Here is a 24247-nt window from a genome sequence, read left to right as displayed (position 1 = left end):
AATTGGTGAGATCAGTGTCGCCCCGAAGGGGGCGGGAGTCCATACCATCAGCCTGTTGTCGAGGCATATGCCTGTTGGCCCTGATGGGATTCGCTGACTCGCGCCTCATTTGGTTCATGGACTCGGAGTCCTCTGCTGCATGCAGGCTTGGCGTGTCACGGTCTGACCTGTTTGCCATCATTCGTTGTCGTACCTTGCGCAACTGTTGAGATTGAATACGGATACCGAATCGGGTTTATTTAGGGAACGGTCGGCTTACTGACAAAGTCCCGTTGATACCTTCGCTCGTGTGCCAGCAGTGCCCAGATCGTACGGGCCATCTTGTTGGCCAGCGCAACAATCGCGACATTCTGTGGTCGGCGTTGCGCCAGTTTCGTTGCCCACGTGGGTGGCGCCTTGCTATGGGTGAGTACCGACCTCGCGCCGTGGATTAACAGAGTTCGCAAGTAGGTGTCGCCATGCTTGCTGATGCCTAGCAAGCGTAGCCGACCGCCTGTTCCACTTTGCCGTGGAACAAGGCCCAGCCATGCTGCAAGTTCGCGGCCGGAGTTGAACGCCCTGGGATCACCGATCGATGCAATGGCGGCAGTCGCCGTCAGTAATCCGACGCCGGGAATCTCGGCGATGCGACGACTTGATGCGTCATTTCTATGCCACACCTGAAGTCGTCGTTCAATTTCGTTGATCTGGTCGTCGAGCGTCGCGATGCGTGACCACTGCTCGCGGAAGGTGTCGATTAACACTGCGGGGAGTCGCTCGGCGATCCGCTCGAAGGCGGCAACCACACCCTTCGCCAAAGCGGCCCGGCCGAGCGGCATGATTTCACCGTACTCAGTAAGCAAGCCTCGAAGCCCATTTATCTGGGCTGTACGAAACTTGACCAGCTGTTGACGGATGCGGTGAAGCGCCAGCACTGCCTGCTGCGCCTCAGTTTTTACCGCGACAGTCTTGGCTCCGGGCTGCTGTACCGCGGACCAGATCGCTCGCGCATCCTGCGCATCACTTTTGTTGCTGCCACAGAATGGTTTCACCCAGCAGGCGGGCATCAACTTGACTTCGTGACCGAGCGCCGTGAGCTGCCTCGCCCAGTGCTGCGACCCTCCGCAAGCTTCCATACCGATCAGACACGGGGATCGGTTGGTGAAGTATTCCAGGAATCTATCGCGTTTGAGCTGGCGGCTTACGACTTCTCCAGTGTCGGGCTCGACCCAGTGCAGTTGAAAGACGCGCTTCGCGATGTCAACACCAACAACGGTTTTGCTGGAAATCATCGCAATCTCCTCGTTGTCTTCGATGAACCCCTTGATCTTCCGCCTTTCATGACCAGGCCGTCGTGCTTCACGAAATCCATGGAGCTGGATTGAGAAAGTCGGGCATTCGACCTTCCCTGGTCAACGGCCGTCAGGGGGAGGCGTCCATACCATTTGGTTCATTCTGTCGGACCCGGCGATGGAGGAGGCGCTACACGACATACCGCTGTATCGGGAGTTCGCCCTGCTGGGCACGGGCATGACGCGGCTGCCTGACGAGAGCACGCCCAATTCGACGAAGAAGCCCGGCACGCGAGACCCCGAGATGCGCATCAGCCCCTTCGCCTGCGGCCAACGTGCACGACATCACGGTGGCGCATGAGCTGCTGCATGGCAAGGAGCAGGTTGCGTTTGCCGATGCGGGCTATGTGGGCATCGAGAAACGGGGCGAAACGGGTGCGGTCCAATGGCACGTCGCGATGCGCCCGAGCAAGCGACGCAAGCTGGACAGAAGCAAACGGATCGACAGGATCTACGACGAGATCGAGCGGCTCAAGGCGGGCGTGAGAGCGAAGGTTGAGCACCCGTTTCGGGTGCTCAAATGTCAGTTTGGATATCTGAAAGCACGGTATCGGGGATTGGCGAAAAACATGGCGCAGATCGAAACGCAATTCGCGCTGGCCAATCTCTGGATGGCGCGCCGGAAGCTGTGAGATGCAGTGAATGAGGAAAAAGCCGCGTACGGATGTCGAGCCGCTGGGCAAAAGACGCGACCAGTAGCGGCCCGACGCCGTGCCAGTGATGCCGCGATCCCTGTCTCGGGCGCTCGGCAGAAGTCCGATGCAAAAAACGGGTTGTTCAGACCTTTCCCTTCGCATCCGCCGCATCGGTCTTGTTCGTTTGCACAAACGGTCGGATAAACTGTGCATGCAATAACACGACCTCGTGTCCCAGCGCCTGAATTTGCGCGCCCACCAGTGAGCGCTTCCACACGCTTCAAGAGCGACACGTCCGGCCGGACGCTGAGCCAGAAACGCGATCAGATCGTCGCGGGCAAACCGCCGATTTGCAATCTCGCCGGTTTCGGCATCGACCCAGTACAACTGGAACACCCGCTTTGCAACATCCAGTCCGTATGTCTAGCATTCATTTGGGGCCTCCGTTCCTCAAGTGGTTGTGTCTCTGGGCCTGGACGAATTGGTGCGACACGGAGCGCGGCAAGTGATTCAGCAGGCAATCGAAGCGGAGCTGTCGGCGCTGCTGGAGCGATTCGAGAACGTTAAGACCTTGCATGGACAACGCGCCGTGGTACGCAACGGCTATCTGCCGGAGCGAGAAGTGTTGACGGCAGCCGGGGCAATTCCAGGAAGGTCCCCACGCCGGGCTGCGCAGCGAGAACTCAGACGGCCAGTGCCTGCTGGTGATCATCGGCGTGAGGCTCGATGGGCGCGAGGAACGAGTCGCAATCGGCGACGGTTATCGCGAATCGAAGGCGTGCTGGCAGCAGTTGCTGCTCGTTCTCAGGCCAGCTTTTGGCCATGCCATGCAGCTGTGGCTGTTGAGCTCGGTCGTGACGTCGTTAGACATGACGATCCTCCGGTGGGTTGGTGCGCAAGCTCTCGTAGCGATCCACATCAGCGGCAGGTTCCTCGACGAGTTGGAGCTTCGTTGCTGCGATGTTATGGTTCGCGACTGGCCCCTGAGCCGGCTCAGTACGTTGAACACATGGTCAATACTTTGACGGCCCGGATCCAGCGCGGCCTGCACGGCGATTCGACATTGCTTGATAAGGTTCCGGCTATTCCGGGCTCACGAGTTGCCGCGCGAGCGCAACTTCGAAGCTCTCTCCGCGCTGATTGAGCATGTCCTGACCGGATTCGGGCAAATCGCCGAGGTGCACTGAGAGACGGCGAGCGATCTCCTGTGCCATTAGCTTCTGACATTGCATCTGGGTGGATCTCTCGTACCCGAGAAAACGCACCGTGACGTGAAGAAGCTACGGTATAGCAAATCATTGCGTTTCTGAAGCAAGTTCAGTTCGGGAATAGTCTTGGTTCGGGATGATGTTCGCAAAGGGCTTATTTTTTTTTATTCATCTTCGAAATTCGCCCGCTGCCGGGACGGACCGAGCAAGCTAGCCGATCGAAGGGCGATTCAATTATTCCAACAATCGACATAGTCGGAGCGCTTGTTTTTAGGTTATAGAGTCGGCGCAGCGTTGGATAGCTATTGGGAACTGAGAACACCCGCTGAGCTTCCTGCGAGGCCGGCGCTGCATCAATGATAAACGACATCTCCTTGACTGCAACCTTATATCGCTTGAGAGCATCGATGATGAAACGCTTCCCGAACTCGTCGACGATTTTGTCGGACATATTGGTGGGAACAAATGACGACTCGTACACGATGGGCACCTCGTCGGCATAAATCACCTTGCGAACGCAGAGTAGCAATCGGTCTGGCGGATTGAAGACACTTAAGGTCACGTCTTCGATTCTTTCCTTCGTAACCGAAATTCGCTGCACCTTTGGCTGAAAGCCAAGCGACCGGATATTGCCTAATGCGGACATGCCAACATCCAATTCGCAAACCAAGCGAAACCGATCTTTCACATATATCCCCTTGCCTGGTATGGATGTCAGCAGCCCAGTTGACTGGAGGTCACTCAGGGCTCGTTTTACGGTAATGGAACTCACGCCGAATTCTTCGGCAAGTCGGGCGATCGACGTTATCGCATCACCGGGTTTATACATTCCTGTGGTAATACGTCTTGAGATCTCAGCGCGCACAATCTCGTGAAGAGTTGAGCCATTACTTGTCGAGGCACTGTTATTCATCGTATCCGAGCTTTCTAAGATAACTGGGCTCGTGGCAGAACCACGACTTGGCTAACCACGATGCGCCCGCCGCGTAGAGGGTCGCGGCCGGTCCGTGCTTCTCGATCGGGGGACATAGAGCGCAGACCTCGTGCTCAGCGACTCACGGTTTCGGAAGCGATAGGGAAGCCGTCATAACACCGCCGCCGATTGCGCTATGCAACTGCCACCGTGCCGCATTTCTAAGAAAGTTACTTCGTTTTACGGATAATGAGTCGATGCAAGTGGCTTGACTGCATCTACCACAGAAGCGAGGAATGTTCCGGAGGACGTAAGTACGATCCCGCGCATAGTCGGCCTGTTTGGAAGGTGAGAAAGCTGATTAGGATATTTATAAAAATTCGTCAACGAATTCGAAAGATGCACGAAATGATATTGACTGACATGCTCATGGGTGCCTCTTTGGGACCGGTTGCGTCGAACTACGGTTGATCCTTCGCGAGCGTATGCGCGCGGCGTTAGTTCAGGCGACTTTGATACGCCCCGAAAAAAATACTGTGACATGTCGTTTTGTCAGATCAGGTTGATCTTGGCTGTGCATGCCATCCACTCAAACGGGGATTCCGTGACGAAAAAAACTGACCGCGAACGATGACCAGTGGTATGCTTCCGCGAAGCAGCAGCGTTTTTTCTGGTAACAATTGATGCTCTATTGGCCAGTTCAAGATCTCAGATCAGAAGTACGGCGCAAACGCGGAAGTCACATTAGTTTATATTCCAAAATATCTTGATATCCTGTAGCTCCACAATAATTGATGCCGGTTTCGTAAAAGCCAGAACTCAGATAGGTTTGCTTGGCTATAACATTGCTTCGATTGACGGCGAGCATAAGACGATTAACATGGCGTCGATTCGACAGAACCCAATCAGCTATTAATCCAGCTGCCGCCTTACCATATCCATTGCCCTGATATAGTTGATCAATCCGGAAGCTATGCACCGTAACAGAGTCTGACGGCGCCCAGTCCGGCAAGGCGGCCTTTTCACGCAAGACAAAGAAGCCGACGATCTTATCGCCGACTGCAACCGAGCAGGGGTGCTCGTTCTCGTCAAGAGAACTAGTTTGAAGCTCGCGAAACACCGTATACAGCGAATCCACGAAGTGTGTCTGTTCGGCCTTCAGCTGAAGGTGGGCAACCGATGCGCTATCAAAGCGCGTCAAGAATATCAGCTTTGCGTCTTGCCTTTCTGCGATAAGGGGGTGACTCTTGCGTGGTGCGTTCAAGTTGCGCTCAGGCGAGGCTGGGTCAGACATCTGTTGTTGAGACGTATGCAAAATAATAGGGGGCTTATGGATTAGGCTAGATAGGACCTGGTCGAGCGTTCGCCTGCGCCAAGCGTAGGTAGACCATGCGGTCATCTCTTGGTCAGGCGCATCTACAACCACAGGTTCGCGGGACCCCGATGTAGGCCATCCAGGTAAGGAGGAAAGCCAGTTCTCGTCATAGACCGTCTCGACGTAACGATGGCCCTCATCGGGAAAGATTGCGACGACTTTTTTCCCGGGGTTTTTTCTTGACCACCAGTCGGCCACTTTGTACGCCGCACCGCTAGTGGGACCCAAAAACAATCCGTGATGCAGATGCAATTGATGAGTTGCGTGGAACACCTCCACAGGCGTTAGCCAGTGAATTTCATCAAACTGAGTGTGATCAACATTGGATGGAACAACCGCGCCGCCAAGTCCGCTAAGGGGAACCGATTTTCCGATAGGTTGCCCAAACAGAACAGAGGTCGGAGTGTCAACACCAACCGCGTGCAACTCAGGAAACAGCGTCCGAAGAAACGTGGTCGTACCGGACATCGAGCCACCTGATCCAACAGGGCCCACTAAGCAATCGACCTTTCCGAATCTTTGAATCAGGAACTCTGCAAATTTGCCGTACGCCAACGGATTATCGGTATTGGAATATTGTGAAGGCCAATAGCTGCCAGTTATTTCATTCAGATATTTGGCGAGCCTGTTTAACCGCGCTTGCTGAAGTCCGCCGGTGCGGGCGGGTTTCTCCACAATTTCGATTTGCACTCCCAACTCTAAAAGTCTTTTATGAAGGTGCCTGTCGATCGACCAGTCGCTCACTAGTATTAATTTGTATCCATATTGTACGGAAAGCATAGCCAAAGCAAGACCAAAAGTGCCGGATGACGACTCGCAGATAGTCGCCCCGGGCCTTAATAACCCTTCTTCTGTAGCCCGCTCTAACATGAATCTGGCTGGTAGGAGCTTCATGAGAAAGAAGCTGGCGCCATATAAATCATCAGTCAGTCTGACGATTCGAGGATTTTCAAAATCCTCTAAATTTCGCATTTGAATTCGATCAAACATCAGTTCTTCCACCAAGTAGTGTTTGGTTCTGTCGTTAGGGAAAGTCCACAAAAATGATTTTCAGTTCGATAACGAGACCGTACGTGCGACCTGCAAGCGACTGAACATTGCACTGTACCGTCGACAATTACGGTAGTCGCAAGCATCTGGAGGTCAGTTGTTTGGCTGCGAATGCTTTTTCTCGTTGACCACTGGTAAAACAATCGGCGGAGACTCTGTCAAGTCAAGCAACTGATAGAGCGAATTCATCGATGTGTCTCCTCACAAAAAGAAAAGTGCAAACTGTTCGAGCGGACCGCATCGATCTGGAAAATCTACCCAAGTCCTTATTCGAGAATCAACGGCACGAAACACTGGTTGTGTGTAAGATAGACTGCTCAAAACCTGAACGCCTCAGATCACGCGTAGCCAGTTCCATATGAGCTGCGTTCTTCTCGTCCTCCGGGTCGAACATCAAACCAACGACGGTTCCGCTGTGTGCAACTTGCATACCGATCGCGCCATGTCGAACACCGATTTCTTCGATGCGATCCAAGTGCGGTTTTGGCAAAAATCTTTGATTGATTCGGGCGCTCGCCGTCGCAACACGGCCGAGCAATTTGAGATTCGAAGTCTTAATCGCGTGGCGCAGGAGAGCCAGTAATGAACGAAACGTTTCGATCTCTATGTGGCTATACTCAGCCGGTTTAAACGTGACGGTATCTACGGACTGCGCCGGAGCTGCATCGATGCTAATGATGTCAACGTTGGGCAGTGAGTTTGTGAACGCTTCAATTACAAGCCCCTCGCGTTGTGCAAAGAGCACGGCATGCTGAGAAAACAGCGTGGAATCACATGCCGTCTCGGCCTCCACGGCAATCTGCATTACACGATCAATTGAGGTTTGGACGTTCAAGTAGTCTAGCACCGCTAAGATTGTGGCCACAACGTCGGCAGTAGATGACCCCATACCGCGGCCGATGGCGATATTGCTATTAATCGTCACATTTCCGCCGATTCCTGTTTGTGCGAACGTATTGAGCGTAAGCGCGGCTGCGCGCTTCGCCTTTTCGCAACTCTGTGGGCTAACGGATACCTGCATTTCGCCATTGGCTAAAAATCTTGCTTTTGACCTTAGGTTAGGGCAAGGCAGCGAAACCAAGCCCCGACGCAAGCGACCTCCGTCGCTCTCAAAGACACCCTGTAGAAGCTCACCATGATGCCCAATCGCTTCACCAAATCCTTCTCTGCAGTGCATAAACGAACCTACCGGTGCGAGTTTCAGCTCTTTCATGAGCGGAGAGCGGGCGTCTCACTACTCGGCCGCGAAGAGGAGAGCGGTCCTCCGTTAGCCAACCGCGACGAAGCTGTAGCCGGTCTTAGGAGCGGAATCCCGTCGTGTCTCAGTGTTAGGTATTGCGAGATTCATGCCGGCTTGCTTGAAGTCCGTCAGTACGCCAGTTCGGGTAGGTCGGGGGTGATATTTTTCCTTGGTGGACGGGCAATCAATGCCGACAACCCCGCCAATTTGTGTCGCGGTTGCGACAAGCTTGCGTACACCCCTCGACGATGCGCAGGTATATTACCTTGCTAGATGCTGATATGACTTCCGTGTCAGTGCGGGATCGGTTTTATTAGTTTCTCTGAAGACATGTTGCTTGAATTTCCTGAGGGCGACGTAGCAGTAAATCTCGACGGTGGAGCACGCTGATATTCGCGGGCTGGGTACCGCATTACAGGGGTCCGTCCAACGAGCCTGCCGCTACCTATGGTCGCACATTGGATGACATTCCTTGCGTAGTATCTTCGGGGGTTACTCGCGTGCCCGCGCTACGCCGCCCTCAGGAAGCTCCTGCAGGTGGGTTATAGCTGGTTGATGAAGTGCTGTGTTACACCGCGTGCGCCTCTGCCGGTACGGCCAGCGACATGGCCAGCCGGCTGATGTCCCAAATGAAGCCGCTGAGTTCGCGAGCGACTGCGACCACTGCGATGTTCTTCTCCTTGCCGCGCGCGGTGAGTTTCCGATAGCGACGGCACAAGCGCACCTGCGCGTCCCAGGCACGGTCCACGATGGGCTTCGGGATGCCTTCGTGCCTGCGCTGGATCTCAGGACTTAAGCGGGCCGGGTGCCGGTAGCTCCACGCCGCTTCGGCGAGCAGCTTCCTTCCATAGCTGTTGCCGGTCTTGGTGATACTGCCCTGCCCAGACGGCGCTTGTCTCCCGAGGAGTGTTCGGATGGCGTTACGCCGAGCCAGGCCATCAGCTGGCGTGGATGCACGAAGCGCGACAGATCACTGAGCTCGGCCAGCATGCCCACCGCCGTGGTGAACTGCACACCGCGCATCGTCTGTAGGCCGAGGACGGCCGGATAAAAGTGCCAGTCGACGACCGCCTCGCGTAGCGCGACCTCGAGTCGCTCACATTGTGCGAGCCGGTCCTCGATCATGCGCCGAAGCTCCTCGAAGGCGAGCTGCTGCCACGCGCTGTCGAACGCGTACGCGCTCAGCCAGCGCCGGTGCGCCTTTCCCCAATCGGCTCGGCCCGTATAGCACACCCCGTGCGAGAGCAGACAACCCTTCAGCCGTTGCCGCGCACGCTTCAGATCGTCCTCGGCGCGCGCCAGGTCCCGAAATGCTTCATCCTCCACGCTGGGTGTCACGGATCGGCATAATCGAGCCGGGGATGATCGGTGTAATGAGGCCGCCTGGAGTGGCCCCGAAACGCGATTTCGAAGGGACTCAAGAATGCGTTTTTTTGCCTGATTTTGCAACGGCGTTTTCGCCGTTTTCGGGCATCGGTTTCGGCTTGCGGAAGCTCTCACCCTCAATGACGACACGGTAGGCGCTATGCCGTAGCCCATCGAGCGTGGCAGCACCGAGGATGCGGTTGTCGGGGAACGCGTCGCCCCATTCGCTGAAGTGGAGATCTGACTTCAGGATCGTCGCCGCGCGCTCATACCTGGCGGCGATCAGGCCGTGGAAGTCTTCGCCGTGGGGCGCACGCAGGGGTTTGAGTGCGAAGTCATCGACGATCAGCACCGGAACGCGCACGAACTGCTGCGACTTGCGTTCATAGAGCTCAGTCGCCCGTGCTGCATGCAGCTTCTTGAGCAATTCGGTTTGCGCGATGAACAGGACATTGCGGCCCTGGCGTGCGGCGCAGTGGCCAAGGCCTGCGCGAGATGCGACTTGCCCACACCGGACGAACCCGCTACACACTGCCCATCGTCATTGCGATGATGTGATCATCCGCTATCCGTTTCACCCTCGCTGCGGTGAACGGATAACCGTCATCGGGATGAACAATTACCGGGGCGAGTCGTATCTGACTATCCGGCAGCCCGATGGCACCCTGACGCATCTTCCGCCGTGGATGACAGGCGAGGATGCTGCCCGCATGTCTGTCGTCGTCCAGCCGGAATTGCCTCATGCGGTGCTGATTGAACTTCTGCGCCTGGTCGACACGGCGTTATCGTGCTTTGCGGCGGTAACACCTGAGGGAGGCAAAGATGCGCAACCAGATGACGAGGCAGAAGGATCTGTTCGAGGAAACCGTGCCGGAGGCGTTAGTATCAGAGGAGATTCAAGCCGAGCTGGTGACGCAACTGGCGCTGCTGATGTTCGCGTTGATCGACGTCATCGAAGCGGAGGCGCGTGATGAGCAAGATCGGCGCTGAACACCTTTCCCGTCGTGCATACGTGTACGTCCGTCAGTCAACGCTGGATCAGGTCCACCACAATCGCGAGAGCCAGTTGCGCCAATACGGGCTTGCCGATCGCGCACGCGGACTTGGCTGGCCAGATGCGACGGTTATCGATGACGACCTGGGTCGCTCCGGCTCTGGCAATCATCGTCCTGGATTCGAGCGCCTGTTGGTGGCACTGTGCAGCGGCGAAGTGGGTGCCGTATTCTGCATCGAAGCGTCACGTCTCGCGCGCAATGGTCGTGACTGGCACACGCTTCTGGAATTCTGTCGTCTTGTAGGATGCCTGCTGATTGACGAAGATGGAATTTACGATCCGAGACAGCCTAACGATCGCCTTCTATTAGGCATGAAGGGCACGCTTTCCGAGATGGAGCTTTCGACGTTTCGCCAACGCTCACAGGCGGCTCTTGATCAGAAAGCCAAACGCGGTGAACTGTTCACGTCGGTGCCAATCGGTTATGTGCGTGCACAAGGAAACCGTATCGAGATGGATCCTGACGCCCGCGTCCGGGAAGCGCTCGATCTGGCGTTCCGGAAGTTTCGCGAGTTTGGTAGCGTCAGGCAGGTGCTTCTATGGATTCGACAGGAATGCATTGAGCTGCCCGCGGTGAACTACGGCCCGGACGGGCGCCACATTGTATGGAAGCTTCCCGTCTATAACACCCTTCTGCACATCCTGACGAATCCGACGTATGGCGGCGCATACGCGTTTGGCAAGACCCGGACTATTGCTCGCATTGTGAACGGACGCAAGCGAGTGTTTGCGGGCAACCCCCTCCAGCGCGAGGAATGGCAGGCCTTGATCATCGAGCACCACGCGGGCTACATTAGCTGGGACGAGTATGAGGCGAATCGCAAATTGATTACCCATAACGCGAACATGAAGGGCAACATGGTCCGCGGCGCTGTCAAGCGCGGGAGCTCGCTTCTGGCGGGACTGCTTCGTTGCGGTCACTGCGGGCGCAAGCTGCACGTTGCGTATTCCGGCACCAAAGGCACCGTCGCGCGGTACAACTGTCAGGGCAGCATGATCAACCATGGTGGCCCGCGCTGCATTTCGTTTGGTGCGGTTCGTGTTGATCAACGCGTTACTGAAGAAGTTTTGCGCCAGCTTCAACCGTTAGGTATTCGTGCATCACTCGAGGCCATCGAGCGTGCGCGAACAGAGCAGGACGAACGCGTGCGGCACAAGGAGCTGGCGCTTGAACAGGCACGATATGAAGCTGCGCGAGCACGTCGGCAATACGATGCGATTGATCCTGAGAACCGGCTGGTTGCGGCGGAACTTGAGCGACGGTGGAATGAAACGCTGAAGACACAGGCACAAATACAGACCGAGCTGGACCTCCTGCGCGAATAGTCATCGAGGGCGCTGAGTGTAGGCGCGCGCGATGAACTTCTGCGACTCGGTGAAGACCTGCCCCGGCTATGGCATCACCCGGCCAGTTCGGTCGAGATCAAGAAACGCATTCTTAGGACGGTCGTCAAGGAGATCGTTGCCACAAAGCAGGACGACACGATTCGTGCACTCGTGCATTGGCAAGGAGGCGATCACACCGAGATCGTGTTCGAGAAGAGCCACACAGGTGAGCATCGCTGGGCCACCGATGTCGCAACGATAGACATTGTTCGCGCGTTGGCGAGAACGTTGGCAGATCAAGGCGTAGCGGCGGTCATCAATCGACTGGGCAAACGGACGGCGAAGGGCCACACCTGGACCGCTGCGCGAATCTGCACGCTGCGGAAAGACCGTCGCATCCCTGCATATCGCGAGGGCGAACGGCAGGAGCGCCGCGAACTGACGGTTACAGAAGTAGCGACCCTGCTGGGTATCAGTGCGCCAACCGTCATCCGCCTGATTCGAGTCGGGAGGTTGCCGGCGTCACAGGCTTGTCTGGGCGCGCCATGGATCACCCAGCAGGTGGACGTCGACAATTATCTGGTGCGACGGGCTGCGGACCATCCGCAATCAGATAACTCAAATCAGTTATCCATTGATCTTCAATGACATAGGGAGGTGAGCATTATGTCTCGTGCACGGTTTGGCCGACCATCAGGACGGAGACCTTCTCGTCGATGTAGCGGCCGGTGGCGAGATCATGGATGTGAGCGCGGTTGAGTTTGGGCACGCGGTCGAAGTCGAAGTTCTCGAGCGTTTTGCCCAGGGAGAAGCCAGCGCGGGCGAGCCGCACGCCGAGCTTCTTCTGCTCTCGCCGCGCGACCTCGTCGTGCAGAAGCGTGGCGAGGAACGCTGTAGCGATGTTTATCGATCTCGATGTGGTAGTCGATGTGGACCGTCATTGCCTTGAACCGCGCGAGCTCATACGGCTGCACCGGCAGTGGCTGTAGGGCCGGCGCGTTTAATTCGGTGAGCGCGCTGGCGCGGCATCCAGGCAGCTTCTGAAACGGGCGCTCGTTCAAGTTCTTCAGTAGCGGGCGGATCGCGTCGTCCACCGACTGGACCGACTCGAACGGGCGATGAGGCAGGCGCGCCATGATCCAACGTTCGACCACCTGAACCGCCACTTCAACCTTCGGCTTCCCGTAAGTCCACAAATGCAGATCGTACAGGTGCTCAAGCGCGTGTAGAGATCGAGGTCACTCACCCGTTCCATCCATGGCGGGGCAGGCGCTTTGTGCTGGCCACCCGCAAGCAGAACTGGGGCGAGGACCGTGTGATGTTTTATGACGCACATGGGCGGCTGCGTTCATTGCTTGCGTCTTGGACGAATGTCGACGAGCAGGACGTGTTCGCTCAGGTCGCGGGCGGCAAGTCGTTCCTGCGCCCCGATGACCTCGCGGATCTTGCGGTCCTAATTGACGAGATTAGGAGCCGCCATCGCCGCGCGCGCGTAAAGTAAACTATGCCGCGCGGATTAGGCAAATTTCGCCGCAACGTTTTGGCTGAGCGCACGTCTCGTCGCGCGTTCGTGTCAATTAACGCTGCTTATTCGGCTTTGTTCACGTGGCGAATTCGCCTTGACACGTTACCATTTGCGGCATATTTGTATTTACACAGTCAAACGATGGATCACGATGCCCAAGAACGCCAAGCTTGATCGCCTGCGCCAGTTCGGCGTGCTGAACCCAAGGCCCGAACCCGTGCGCGCGCCGCGGTTCCAGAACTCGCCGTTCTTCGATCCCAACGATCTCGTGCAGGTGAAGGCTGCGCCACGCCCGCCAGGACGGCATCAACAAGGCCGAGGCAGCCGCCTTGTTTGGTTTGTCGCGGCCGACGTACTACCAGGCTGAAGCTGCCTTCGAGCGTGAAGGCCTCGCCGGTCTGTTACCCCGCGCACGCGGTCCGAAGTCAGCACACAAGGTCACCGACGAAGTTATGCGATTCATCGAGCAGCACCGACACGCTGGTAGTCCCCTTCAAGCGCATGCACTGGCTGCGCTAGTGCAGACCAATCTCGGCGTCAGCGTCCACCCACGCAGTATCGAACGCGCGATGGCGCGTAAAAAAAAACGATGAGTCATGTGTTCGCGTCGATGCCGGTGAGGCAATGTTGCCTGGCGATGCGCTTGAGCTCTATGAAGGCTTGCGCGTCGCAGCGCCTTGTGCGCGTCGGGGCATGGACGGTATGGGCGCGATCGTCTTCCACGGCATGTGGCGCGGGCTTGTTGTGTTGACCACGACCCGGACCGCGCCAACAGTGAAGGTGCAGCCGGCATCGACCGCGCTGCCTGCGGTGGCGCACGATCGCCAGCTCGTGCGCCTGCTCGCCAACATGGTGCTGGCAGCTGAATCACAGGTGCGCCATGCCTACTGACGTTGCTATGAAGGTCTGCGCCGATCGTTTGCGGCGCGACGCCTTTCTCTACGTACGACAGTCGTCGCTGCGACAGGTGTTCGAGAACACCGAGAGCACGAAGCGACAGTACGCATTGCGTGATCGCGCGGTGGCCTTGGGTTGGCCAATTGAGCGAGTCCACGTTATCGACAGTGACCTCGGGATCTCAGGCGCACAGTCGCAAGACCGTGATGGCTTCCAGCACCTCGTGACCGAGGTGGCAATGGGGCATGCCGGAATCGTGCTCGGGCTCGAAGTATCGCGGCTGGCACGCAACAATGCTGACTGGCACCGTCTCATCGAACTGGCGGCACTATCTCACACGCTCATTCTCGACGAGGATGGTATCTACGATCCGGCACACTTCAACGACCGCCTGCTGCTCGGCCTGAAAGGTACGGATTACTCATCGAAGACGTGACGCTCATCGTCGGTCAGCGGGTCGATGTCCATGTACGTTGGCGCGGTGGACGTACACAGAGCCTGGCCGTCGAACGGCCACAGCCGATGTCCAGGGTGCGCAAGACACGACCCGAAGTTGTTTCCCTTATCGACGAGCTGTTGGAGACTTCCACGGACCGGCAGATCGCAGGACGACTGAACGAACTTGACCATCGGAATTGGCGTGGAGAGTGCTCCACGACGAAGAAGGTCATCCTCATTCGCCAGACTTACTCCTTGAAGAGTCGGTTTGACCGGTTGCGCCAGCGCGGTATGCTCACCGGCGAGGAGGTGGCCAAGCTACTCGACGTATCAACGACAACCATCCACCAACTCGGTCGTCAAGGTGTTCTCAAGCGGCATCTATACGGCAACAACTGCCGGTTCCTGTACGAGCCGCCCGGTGATGTCAAACTGATCAAAGGCGCAGGCAGTCGATACGGCGGCAGGCCGCCCCGTCTAATTCCCGCTCAACAAACCGAACAAGGTGCATTATGAAGTCAACGCCTTATCCTGCGGGCGATAAACGCGTGCAGGTAGAAATGAGGTGCCGTAGTGACGCGCGAAGTCCAGCACGGTGTCGCCGGCGCGAGGCTCATAGCGATCGGGATCGGCGATCATCGCGCGCGGATTGTCTATGACGATCAGCTGGGGAACGCCGCCGTAGAAGGTCAGCGCGCGGGCGATACCACTCAGCCAGTCCTCCATCGTCTCGGCCGGCGTGGCGCATATGAATGTATAGCTCGATGCGCCCATGGCGGCCACGAAGATGTGCGCGCGGCGCCCTGTGGTCAACGGCAACGTGGGACCGGCGAAGTCGACGAATAGCTTCTCGCCAGCACGGTGGATCTGCCGCATGGAACGCTTCAGCCGTTTCGCGAACGCACTTATAGTGCTCGCAGAACTGCGTGTAACGGTAAGTCTTCCGATTCGCGAACTCCGCCTGATATTCCTCCCACAACAACGTCAGCGTCACCTCCTTGCGGCGCAGTTCCTTGATGAATGCGACCGTAGTCGGGCTGTGCATAGGCCGCGGGTCCGGTCGGCTTGCCAAGAAGCCGTCGCTCGAGCTCGCCTTCGTCCATATCACAGGCGATCGCCCAATCCAGCCCGGCGGCACCCGCCAGTCCGACGTACTTCGTGACCACGCCCTTGGAAATGCCCAGCGACGCGGCGATCCGGACGATTCATGCCGAGTTCAAAGGCGCCTACGGCTCGCCGCGCATGACCGAAGAGGTTCGTTCTCGCGGCTTTCCGGCCAGCAAAGCACGGGTGGAGCGGTAGATGAGCGCCAATTGTATCCGCGCCCGCCATAAGCGCCGGTATCGCGTGACAACGGATTCAGGCACAAGTTGCCGGTGGCGCCGACCGTGTTGAACCGCAACTTCACGCCGGCCGAGCCCAATCAGGTGCTCACCTCGGACATCACGTACATCTGGACCGACGAAGGCTGGCTGTATCTGGCGGTCACGCTGGACCTGTTCAATCGGGAGGTCGTGGGCTGGTCGGTCAAGCCGCGTATGACTGCAGACCTCGTAACCGATGCGTTGACTTGCGTTTCATACTACACCTCCTTGCGGCGATCGGAAACGACGTCGGGATGGCGACGTCGGCAGGATAGCTTGATGCCCATCGCCTTTCGGGGCGCGTCATTGCCCGGCGGGTCGTACAGGCACTCGTTCTTGTCGCTGTAGGCGTGACCGCGGATGAGTCCGCGACGGTTCCATATCTTCACGCTCGTCGGCGTGACGTGCAGCGCGTCGGCCATCTCCTGCAGCGTCAGGAGGCCCGCTTCGCGCAACCGATCATAGCGTGGCTTCAGACAGTAATTGCGCTGCAGGCGTGCGACCATTTTGGCATGGAAGGGTCTACCCGTGCCCGACGGAAAGCCACGTTCGTTCAGGATATTGGCGATCTGCGGGACAGTATGGTGATTGAGCAGCGCGTCGATCTCCTCAATCACTGCGGCGTGGGTGACCCATCGCTGCCACGATTTCAGCGGCATGGGCAGCTTGAGGGTCCGGTGAGTGCCGCCCTTGAAGCGAATGTGTGCGGTAACCTGCTGGTCGCGGTTCAGGGTGACGTCTTCCAAAAGAGCCTCATCATGCGTTTGCGTGCCCGGTCGGGCGTGGCGGGATCGCGCCATAACCGGGGGAAGTTGGACGCCAGCGAGATGGTGACGGCGCGCTGCTCGTCCGTCAGAATGCGTGCGTCCTGCTCGCGGCGCCGCTGTTATTCCTCGCTGGCCTCAGTCAGCGCTCGAAGCTTATGGTTCCAGTCTGCTTCGAGTGAGTCGACAACCAGCCGGTTCTCCGGATCGACGCGCATGTAGCGACGCTGCGCCAGATCGGCTTCATACCGGACGCGTTCTACCTGCTTGTGACGCAGACAGTCGGCTTCTTCGATACGTGACTGGAGTTCATGCTGAACCGCCAGGCTCACCTCAATGGCAAGCGGATTGAGCGCTTCGACGAGCAGTTCGCCTATGGCCTCGTCGATGGCCGCGCCGTGGATGCGCTGGCAGACCGGTTCGGCCTGCTCGATACCTTCGCGCTGGCAGATGTACTCGGGACACAATCCGCCCTGGCGGCTGTGGTAATGAACCGTCATGCGGCTACCGCACCGGCCACAGGCCACGAGTCCCTGAAGAAGTGCTGGACCCTCACGTGGCGCGCCACGACGCCGGTCAGCCCCGATCACCTGTGCGCTCTCATGCAAACGCTTCTGGTTCTGCTCGTACTCTTCCCAGGACAGGTAACCGGCATGGGCACCCGGAATCAGCGTATCCCACTGGTCCCAAGGGGCGCGAATCACACGGGTGCGTCCGTCGACCGTCCTGCGCGTATGAGTGCGACCGTAGACAAACGCGCCGGCATACCTCGGAAGGTGTCGAACAGCCACCTCAGGCAGTGCTGGACCTGCTGGTCCGGATCGAGAACGACCGCGCCCGCGGCGTTGTACACGAAGCCGACGGGCAGGCGCATCTGCAGTTCACCGCGCTTCGCTTTGCTTACGATTCCTCCTTGAAGGCGTGCCCGCAGCACGTGCAATTCGGACTCGCTCATTGGTGCCCTTGAGCCCCAATAACAGGCGGTCGTTGAAGTGAGCAGGATCGTATACGCCCTCCTCATCAAGGATCAATGTGTCGGTAATTGCGCAGATCTCGAGCAGCCGATGCCAGTCGGTAGAGTTGCGCGCCAGGCGCGACACCTCCAGGCCGAGCACGATGCCGGCATGACCCACGCCAACCTCGGCGACCAGGCGCTGGAATCCTTCGCGGTCCGATGACGCGCCGGACTGGCCGAGGTCGCTATCGATCGCAATAATGCGGTCCTCGGACCAACCCAGGGCGACCGCCCGTTGGCGCAGCGCATATTGACGCTTGGTGCTCTCGGTGTTCTCGAACACCTGACGCAATGTGGATTGCCGGATATACAAAAAGGCGTTGCTCTTCAGGTGACTCGCCTGGACCTTCTGATGAGGATCGCTCTTCATGCTGTTGCCTCCTGACGCCGGTGTAAAAGCATTGAAGCCAGAATCAACGTCGCCTCCTGATGCAGAGTGAAGGGAACGATCTCTGCCTCACCAGGCGGCGGCTGCCGCCGTATAACCGTGGTCGCGCACTGGGCCCATGCCTGCATCCAAGCTCTCATGCCGCTCCGCATCAATAGCATGAGGCCCTGACCGCGAGGAATCTCGCACGGCAGTCCAAGTGCCTGTTGTCTCAGAACTTCATAACGCGAGAGAAGTCCGCCATTGCTCAGCGCGCGGTCAGGCATGGACACGGGCGGTTTCGTTACGGTTTTTTTTGGCGCAGAAGCTGCCGTTCGATACTGCGGGGATGAACCTGTACGCCAAAGTTCTGGTGCACCAGGCCGGCCAGTCGCTCCGCTCGCACAGTCGGCTCGGCAACCCGCGCCTGGTTCAGAAACTCCATCACCTCCGGCGTCAATTTGTGACCGCTGCGCGGCCCTGTCTTCTGTGGAATCAAAGCGGCCAGTCCGCGCTGCTTGAAGGCCGCCTGGGCCTGATAGAACGACGGCCGGGAGAAACCAAATGATTTGGCCGCTTCGCTGATCGGTCGCTTGTCCACGCGCACCGCGCGCAGCAACTCGTACTTGACCTGCAGCAAATCATAGGGATCGAAGAACTCTTCGTCCCGAAACAGCGGATGCGTCACGGCATCGGGGCGCGGATTGAGGCTTGCCTGCTGCCGCAGCGCGCGGCGCTTGTCCTCTTTGCGTCGGTCTGTCGCCATGCACGAGCTCCAGAGAAACTGGCCAATTCGTGTAAGTATACTTATGTACCATATTTCCGAATATGCAAGTCATAACTATGTGAATATCGCGAAAAGCGCGCCGCGCTGTTAACAGCGGTCAACTTATAACGCAGGGTGAACGCGGAAATGAAATAAGACATATTTAGCTTTACATTATTGGCGTATTTGGCTTTACACGGAATTGCCCTGTTCACGGCTCCAGCGCGGCGACCAAACGCCCCAGTTCAAGCAACTCTTCCACGCGGAATAAGGCGCGCCCGGCAGCGACGACGTTGAATGGGTCCTCGGCCACGACGCTCGTCCAGTTGGCGGGCAGCGCCCGCAGTCGGCCATTCGCGTCGTGAAACCAGGCCCTGTCCTCATGCCAGTTCCGGGCGTGAAGGACCAGTTCGAATTCCTGCAAATGAAGGGGGTGGTACGGATGAATTACCTGAAAACGTCGGCGTCCAGCGTCACTTACGGGCGCAGTTGTCTGCGCATTCCAACGCGCAGACGGAAAGCTTCTTCAACAGCCTGAAGAACGAGCGGGTACACGGCACGAGATATCGCACGCATCACGAAGCCGTCGCGGACTTGTTCGAATACATCGAGGTGTTTTATAACCGCAGTCGTCGTCATTCATCGCTTGGCTTCATGTCGCCAACTCAGTTCATGCAACACTGGCTTGCGTCTCAGCAGACAAAGGATACGGCTGCATAACGCGAGGCCTCTGGAAGGCGAGAAATCGAGGGAACCTCAGGACATGTCGTTCACGACATGTCTCACAATGCGTACCTTTCTGCCATCAGTGGAGAGGTTGGTTCACTGCATCAAGTCTTGAACTCTCAACATCGGTTGTGCTAACTTCGCGTCTCACGATGTCAATAGATCCCTTGTCAATCGTATGCATCAGGTTTCGTTATGTCCGTCGGCGGCGTCTCGTTTGACATCGGCTGCACCGAGGCACCTGTGACAAGGTCGCGAGAGGCAATGATCGGCATCGATTGATCGAGCGGTCCGCGCGCGTTTGTCGGTTGCTCAACTGAGAATTTCATCTGCGGCGGAAGTTCACCTCCGTGTAACTTGAGAACGCGCTCGCCAAGCTCCAGATCTTCTGAGGGAAGGCGATGGTGCAAGCGAAGGTAATCTGCCCAGGTTGGCGTGCGAAAAGATTCAGTCCACTTCGCAGGCTGACGAAGATCGCGCGCGAGCGTCCAGTACCGAGCGCCGAAACGACTGCGTATCTGTCGTCGTTCATGCATCACGGCCACGAAAGCCTTAATGTTTTCCTCAGGTATCAGATAGTCGATACGGACAATGATCGGGCCACGTCGCAGTTGCAGTTTGACGTTAACCGCCGGCGCGCATAGCTCTTCGGGCTCCTCTTGGTCGCATGCACGTTGTTCGCGAACGGGGAACAGGAAGCCGGCGAGGGCGACGAGCAATAGTGCACCTGAGGAGGACACAAGCGCAATTGTTACGGAGCAGTTCTCAGCCACGGTGCCCCATAGCCAACTTCCCGCCGCAATGCCGCCGTATGTAAATGCGTAGTAGATAGACAGGGTGCGACCGACAATCCAACGTGGGCTCGCCAATTGGACGATAACGCCGAACCCCGACCATGCGATCACCCAACCGGCGCCCCCGATCGCGAGAATGACGGTCGCTACTCGGAGGGCAGGAGCCGTTGCGAGCAGTACGCAGCATGCGGCGCACGCCAGACAGGCTAGGATGACCAGACGTTCCGGTGACAGAACGCGTCTTAAGACGCTGGTTGATATGCCGCCAAGGAAAGCACCTGCGCCGAAGCCACCCATCAAGACGCCATAAGCGACTGGTCCGGCGCCCAATCGGTCCCGAACAACCAAGGGCAGCAGTGCGAGGATGGAGATGCTCGCCACTCCAAAAAGTGCTCCTCTCGCAATTGCTGCCTTGATTTCTGCTGACATAGCTGTGAAACGCAATCCGTCGAAGATTGACGTGACCATTGATTCGCGCGGTAGATACGAATGACGTATTTCCCATCTGCAGCGCCGGGTTGCGTCGAGTGGTAGCAGGTAGCTAAGCGTATTGAAAACGAAAGCGGCCAGCGGTCCGAAGACAGCCACGATGACACCGCCCAGCGCCGGGCCTATGCTTCGCATGGTGTTGAAGCCGGCGGAACCAAGAGTAACCGCTGCCGGGAGGTCTAATGTCCCCACAATATCGCCGACTGACGCCTGCCAAGCCGGATTGTAGAAAGCCGAACCGCAACCAACCAAAAAAGTAAAGCCGAGGATGAGCCACGGATCGGTACAACCCAGTGCGATGAGAACCGTCATCATCGCAGACGCTAGCGTCATCAGCCACAGTGAAGCAAGCATGACCACGCGACGATCGAAATTATCAGCGACGGACCCGGCAAAGATCGATAGAGCAAACACCGGCAGCGTCGACGACGCCTGGACAAGTGCAACCATCAGGTCGGAACTTGAGATCGTGGTCATTAACCAGCCAATGGCCACCGTTTGCATCAGAGAACCGAGGCTCGACATCTGCGTCGCTACCCAGATTCGACGAAAGGCTGTATTCCTGAGTGGAGCAAGCAGTGTTTGGAGATTTGCATCCGTGTCTGGCCGCGCCATGTTTCCTTCTCTGATGTCGTTGCTCTTCGTTCAGCGGCGCCGAGGAAAGCTAGGTTCGCCCAAAAGGAGTCGCCAGCAATTGTGCGTTTCAATATTCCACGCAGTTCCGACGCGTGGTCCTTACGGCGCCTTTTCTCTTGATCCTGCCAAAGCGCTGAGCAAGCATATGATAACGCTATCCGAGGTGGTTTAATGCAGAATAGAGAGGAACCACAAATGCGGCTCATGCGAAAATGCACCGCGACGCGAATCGCTCGTGTAGGGGCCGACTCGTTGAATCGTCCCTGGGTTGGGAAAGGCTCAAACAGATTCAGAGAATAAGGTCAGGTGTGGAACTGACAAGGCTTGCCGCATAGTTTGACCGTCCTCGACTCATGGAACCGTTCGGCTATATTCAGCCCGCTGCAGCTGAGGCAAACTAATGCCGGTAACTCCGTAATGCCGTTGCGGAGCTGATGTCAATTTAAACCAACCACCTTTCACAATTTCAGATGGTCGTCTATGCATCGAGTGCATCTTGAAACATCTTCGACTCCAGTTCTCGGAAGCGCAAGTAATCCATATCCAATGCTTGATTATCGTCAGATAAGAGAAACGCATAGCCAGGTCGCCCTACAGTGTCGTGTGTTTTCGGCAGATACTCACCAATCCTCGGGAATACGATCATCCTCTCCAGTGTCGCTAGTTGGTCAAACTGACTAAGATCGAGGTCATTAACTAGATATCCATCTGACTTGGAACACATGTAGACAAACCGTAGGTTTCTTTGGTTTGACTTACGCAATGCGTCCGCTCGAATTCGAAACTGTCCAGGATTCAATACAGTTTCAACTGTCATCGAAAGCTGACTGTATCCCTGTGCCTCCTCTACAGCCGCGAAGAGTTGGGCGCCAGTAAGGCGTGCGCCACACTCAATAAGCCGCGGCCCATTGACCGTGAGCATTACTTCGCTGTGTGCTGCGCCGTTGCGAACTCCGATCGCATCAAGCATATCAATGACATATCTTTCCACGGTTTCGAAAATTTCCGTCCCTCGCATTATCAATTCTGCATACTCGTCTGTCGAGATCCTATTCTTTATGCCACCGACACCTATCCACATATCAGTGACAAAATGATCGCCGCCGCAACTGACACTATTGACCATCAGCTCGATACCTTCCAGACGTTCTTGGATTACAAATTCCGTATTGACAACCCCCATCACATTCAATTTCCCGTGGTTACTAACTAAGGTGCTTTCTATCTCCGCGGCGTTCGAACAAAGTGCGACACCATCGGACCTACACCCCATCGTTGGCTTGACTATGACCGTTTTCAACTCCGATGCAGTGTACCAGGCGAGGATCTCGCTAATAGATTCTGAAGCAAACTGTTTCATACTAGACACCCCAGCTTTCCGGAGCGCCTCAATCATGTGATACTTGTTCCTGCGAGCCTGCGTTGTTGTGGCGTCATTTCGCGGGACATCAAAATTATTTGCTAATAAGTCAGCGAGAACAACGCCCGATTCGCAGCCGGGCACGATTGCTTTGATCGAATATCCACGCAGCCTTTCCAATATTGCTGACGGCGTGCTCGATTCAAGTTCAAAATTATCAATGTAATCGCTCTTCCTGTAACCAGCGTGTGATGTTTTATCAGTTGAGCTAACATGTATACAATCATACCCACGGCCGACAAAAGCAGGCGCTAAATATCGCCCAGACGCCCAGCCGTCAACAATCACAATAACGTTCTTGCTTCTAGTTTGCATTTTTTGGTCTCGCAAGGTTATCAACGAAGTTTTGATAAGCAACTCCCCACGCGGAGTCTGCCAAGCAGCCACTACTTATAAAAAGTTCACAAAGAAAGGGGAATAATTCGCTGCTTATAGCTGAACTAGCTTCCACCGGTAGAAGAGACGCAACATTGTCTATGGCAACCACGTCAATGGCGTTTAATCCTGAACCGCACCTATGTACGGGTTTAGAGAAATCCGTCGATTCCTGATAAATAGGTAACGGGTTGAATGGGCTGGCAGCATCGCAACTTATGTCACCAATTATGGAAAGTCGATGTGGAATTTCAAGCATTTTTGAGTTAATCAGTACCGGTGTCGCATCGTCTGATCGAATGCAGTTAAAAAGAACATCGAAATCTAATATCTGGCTACGTAAGTTTGACGAAGTCTCGGCTCTTCCCCAACATTCGCTGTGCAGGCCGAGCACATTCAGTAGATGACGCACTCCTGAGCCGGTCATTCCTCGTGCGCCAGCTATGAGAATCCTCACATTGCGAATCTTTTCGATCTTCATTTCCAGAATCTCGACGAGATCTGCAAAGCGATTGTAGAACTGTTTTTTGAGTGACACCCTTTCGTCACCACTCGTCTTTCCTTGCATAATTTCGAGCGTTACGGCTGCACCACACACGCCCGCCCAGAAGCTCAGTCCTGGGCTGACGAGCTCCCTACCGCGAAAATTGCGAAGGTACTCAAGATCGAGCAGAACGCCACCACCTCGTCGGAATCGATCAAGAACCGCAGTCGCGCCCATCTGTTGTTTGAAAGCGTGAGCGAAGTAAACGTGGGTGTGGCGGAGTTCCTCGACATCCTCGGTTAGCTCCTTCAATCCCAGAATGTAGGTATCCGGGGGCGCGTGTTGCCAAGAATGTGGCCCGGTGATTTCACAGCCGACTGCCTTGTATTGTTCATCCTGGATGCACCGCATAGGCGAACGCTCAACAGTCACTCTAACCCCTTTCTTGAGTAACATCGCGGCATGGACCGGCATAAGCGGCGTGCGGCGCTCAAAAGCTTTTGTTTCCGATCGTAGCCAGATGTGATTCATAGTTCACTCTTCAGTCAGTAGTAAACATACGGCTACAGTGCCGGTGTCAATCGATTGACGACTCTCGCGCCATCCCGTTGAAGACTGCCACCGACCTATTGAGATGCAAGGAGCAGAGCAGTACCGTTTCAATGGACCAATGCCTTCGTAAACGAAGAC

18 protein-coding genes and 11 pseudogenes are annotated in these 24247 nt (G+C 56.5%); 11 read left to right on the top strand and 18 right to left on the bottom strand.

Translation table 11 applies throughout. The features are described from left to right. Positions 1-239: 239 nt before the first annotated feature. Positions 240-1271, bottom strand: coding sequence for an IS110 family RNA-guided transposase (locus QEN71_RS40490; RefSeq protein ID WP_201662581.1), 1032 nt, complete (start codon positions 1269-1271; stop codon positions 240-242). A gap of 154 nt (positions 1272-1425) precedes the next feature. Between QEN71_RS40490 and QEN71_RS40485 the strand changes: the two are divergent. Next, positions 1426-1963 (top strand): annotated as a pseudogene (locus QEN71_RS40485) (transposase); the annotation flags it as partial. 157 nt (positions 1964-2120) lie between these two features. Here the strand turns inward: QEN71_RS40485 and QEN71_RS40480 are convergent. The 8 genes and pseudogenes from QEN71_RS40480 to QEN71_RS40445 form a co-directional block, all read right to left on the bottom strand. Continuing rightward, positions 2121-2380, bottom strand: a pseudogene (locus tag QEN71_RS40480) (IS110 family transposase); the annotation flags it as partial. A 269-nt stretch (positions 2381-2649) separates the two neighbouring features. Further along, positions 2650-2790, bottom strand: coding sequence for a hypothetical protein (locus QEN71_RS44900; protein WP_377792174.1), 141 nt, complete (start codon positions 2788-2790; stop codon positions 2650-2652). Between the two features lie 258 nt (positions 2791-3048). Beyond that, a pseudogene (locus QEN71_RS40470) lies at positions 3049-3243 on the bottom strand (hypothetical protein); the annotation flags it as partial. 85 nt (positions 3244-3328) lie between these two features. Further along, complete coding sequence (locus QEN71_RS40465; RefSeq protein ID WP_201662583.1) at positions 3329-4087, bottom strand: GntR family transcriptional regulator; 759 nt, start codon at positions 4085-4087, stop codon at positions 3329-3331. Positions 4088-4826: 739 nt separating this feature from the next. After that, on the bottom strand, positions 4827-6452 hold the full coding sequence (locus QEN71_RS40460; protein WP_201662586.1) for a pyridoxal-phosphate dependent enzyme: 1626 nt from the start codon (positions 6450-6452) through the stop codon (positions 4827-4829). Between the two features lie 337 nt (positions 6453-6789). Then, on the bottom strand, positions 6790-7725 hold the full coding sequence (locus QEN71_RS40455; protein WP_201662589.1) for a GHMP family kinase ATP-binding protein: 936 nt from the start codon (positions 7723-7725) through the stop codon (positions 6790-6792). A gap of 595 nt (positions 7726-8320) precedes the next feature. Beyond that, positions 8321-9144: pseudogene (locus QEN71_RS40450) on the bottom strand (IS110 family RNA-guided transposase); the annotation flags it as partial. A gap of 25 nt (positions 9145-9169) precedes the next feature. Further along, positions 9170-9645 (bottom strand): annotated as a pseudogene (locus tag QEN71_RS40445) (ATP-binding protein); the annotation flags it as partial. A gap of 294 nt (positions 9646-9939) precedes the next feature. Between QEN71_RS40445 and QEN71_RS40440 the strand changes: the two are divergent. The 3 genes from QEN71_RS40440 (at position 9940) to QEN71_RS40430 (ending at position 12145) form a co-directional block, all read left to right on the top strand. Further along, the gene (locus tag QEN71_RS40440) at positions 9940-10107 is read left to right on the top strand and encodes a hypothetical protein (RefSeq protein WP_201662478.1); all 168 of its coding nucleotides are present in this window, start codon (positions 9940-9942) and stop codon (positions 10105-10107) included. Continuing rightward, complete coding sequence (locus QEN71_RS40435) at positions 10088-11497, top strand: recombinase family protein (protein WP_290468300.1); 1410 nt, start codon at positions 10088-10090, stop codon at positions 11495-11497. Before QEN71_RS40440 ends, QEN71_RS40435 begins: the two co-directional genes overlap by 20 nt. A 204-nt stretch (positions 11498-11701) precedes the next feature. Next, positions 11702-12145, top strand: a complete 444-nt coding sequence (locus tag QEN71_RS40430) for a helix-turn-helix domain-containing protein (RefSeq protein WP_290468299.1) — start codon at positions 11702-11704, stop codon at positions 12143-12145. Positions 12146-12176: 31 nt separating this feature from the next. Here QEN71_RS40430 and QEN71_RS40425 read toward each other — a convergent pair. Next, positions 12177-12392 (bottom strand): annotated as a pseudogene (locus tag QEN71_RS40425) (ATP-binding protein); the annotation flags it as partial. Further along, positions 12382-12678: pseudogene (locus tag QEN71_RS40420) on the bottom strand (Mu transposase domain-containing protein); the annotation flags it as partial. The pseudogenes QEN71_RS40420 and QEN71_RS40425, both read right to left, overlap by 11 nt. A gap of 50 nt (positions 12679-12728) precedes the next feature. Between QEN71_RS40420 and QEN71_RS40415 the strand changes: the two are divergent. From QEN71_RS40415 to QEN71_RS40395, 5 genes and pseudogenes are all read left to right on the top strand, one after another. Next, a complete protein-coding gene (locus QEN71_RS40415) occupies positions 12729-12998 on the top strand; it encodes a DUF5372 family protein (RefSeq protein WP_155996125.1) in 270 nt (89 codons plus the stop codon). A 175-nt stretch (positions 12999-13173) separates the two neighbouring features. Further along, positions 13174-13389: a hypothetical protein gene (locus QEN71_RS40410; RefSeq protein WP_233472209.1), complete on the top strand. Its 216-nt coding sequence runs from the start codon at positions 13174-13176 to the stop codon at positions 13387-13389. After that, the gene (locus QEN71_RS40405) at positions 13352-13615 is read left to right on the top strand and encodes a helix-turn-helix domain-containing protein (protein WP_322791195.1); all 264 of its coding nucleotides are present in this window, start codon (positions 13352-13354) and stop codon (positions 13613-13615) included. Before QEN71_RS40410 ends, QEN71_RS40405 begins: the two co-directional genes overlap by 38 nt. A gap of 109 nt (positions 13616-13724) precedes the next feature. Beyond that, positions 13725-13913: a hypothetical protein gene (locus QEN71_RS40400; RefSeq protein ID WP_201662445.1), complete on the top strand. Its 189-nt coding sequence runs from the start codon at positions 13725-13727 to the stop codon at positions 13911-13913. Continuing rightward, positions 13903-14873 (top strand): annotated as a pseudogene (locus tag QEN71_RS40395) (recombinase family protein). Before QEN71_RS40400 ends, QEN71_RS40395 begins: the two are co-directional and overlap by 11 nt. Before the next feature lie 6 nt (positions 14874-14879). Here the strand turns inward: QEN71_RS40395 and istA are convergent. Continuing rightward, a pseudogene (gene istA / locus QEN71_RS40390) lies at positions 14880-15562 on the bottom strand (IS21 family transposase); the annotation flags it as partial. On the opposite strand from istA, the pseudogene QEN71_RS40385 reads away from it, so the two are divergent. Next, positions 15552-15928, top strand: a pseudogene (locus QEN71_RS40385) (DDE-type integrase/transposase/recombinase); the annotation flags it as partial. The pseudogenes istA and QEN71_RS40385 overlap by 11 nt on opposite strands. An 11-nt stretch (positions 15929-15939) precedes the next feature. On the opposite strand, the pseudogene QEN71_RS44895 reads toward QEN71_RS40385, so the two are convergent. The 3 genes and pseudogenes from QEN71_RS44895 to QEN71_RS40360 all read right to left on the bottom strand — a co-directional run bounded on the left by QEN71_RS44895 (position 15940) and on the right by QEN71_RS40360 (position 19081). Then, a pseudogene (locus QEN71_RS44895) lies at positions 15940-17870 on the bottom strand (recombinase family protein). Between the two features lie 301 nt (positions 17871-18171). Next, entirely contained in the window at positions 18172-18633 is a 462-nt protein-coding gene (locus QEN71_RS40365) for a helix-turn-helix domain-containing protein (protein ID WP_201662447.1), read from the bottom strand. A 211-nt stretch (positions 18634-18844) separates the two neighbouring features. Further along, positions 18845-19081, bottom strand: a complete 237-nt coding sequence (locus QEN71_RS40360; protein ID WP_267909750.1) for a DUF5372 family protein — start codon at positions 19079-19081, stop codon at positions 18845-18847. On the opposite strand from QEN71_RS40360, the gene QEN71_RS40355 reads away from it, so the two are divergent. After that, entirely contained in the window at positions 19048-19353 is a 306-nt protein-coding gene (locus QEN71_RS40355; protein WP_267909751.1) for an IS3 family transposase, read from the top strand. The two genes, QEN71_RS40360 and QEN71_RS40355, sit on opposite strands and share 34 nt — an antisense overlap. 176 nt (positions 19354-19529) lie before the next feature. Here the strand turns inward: QEN71_RS40355 and QEN71_RS40350 are convergent, their stop codons facing one another. From QEN71_RS40350 to QEN71_RS40340, 3 genes are all read right to left on the bottom strand, one after another. Continuing rightward, complete coding sequence (locus QEN71_RS40350) at positions 19530-21257, bottom strand: MFS transporter (RefSeq protein ID WP_201662452.1); 1728 nt, start codon at positions 21255-21257, stop codon at positions 19530-19532. A 499-nt stretch (positions 21258-21756) separates the two neighbouring features. Further along, positions 21757-23013 (bottom strand): ATP-grasp domain-containing protein, encoded by a 1257-nt coding sequence (locus QEN71_RS40345; RefSeq protein ID WP_201662455.1) that lies wholly within the window; start codon positions 23011-23013, stop codon positions 21757-21759. After that, complete coding sequence (locus QEN71_RS40340; protein ID WP_201662458.1) at positions 23003-24088, bottom strand: saccharopine dehydrogenase; 1086 nt, start codon at positions 24086-24088, stop codon at positions 23003-23005. Before QEN71_RS40340 ends, QEN71_RS40345 begins: the two co-directional genes overlap by 11 nt. Positions 24089-24247: the final 159 nt, after the last annotated feature.

Origin of the sequence: Paraburkholderia sabiae (genome assembly GCF_030412785.1) — a bacterium.
Lineage (GTDB): Bacteria > Pseudomonadota > Gammaproteobacteria > Burkholderiales > Burkholderiaceae > Paraburkholderia > Paraburkholderia sabiae.
The sequence above is the reverse complement of the archived record's forward strand: the minus strand, read 5'-3'. Positions and strand labels throughout refer to the sequence as shown.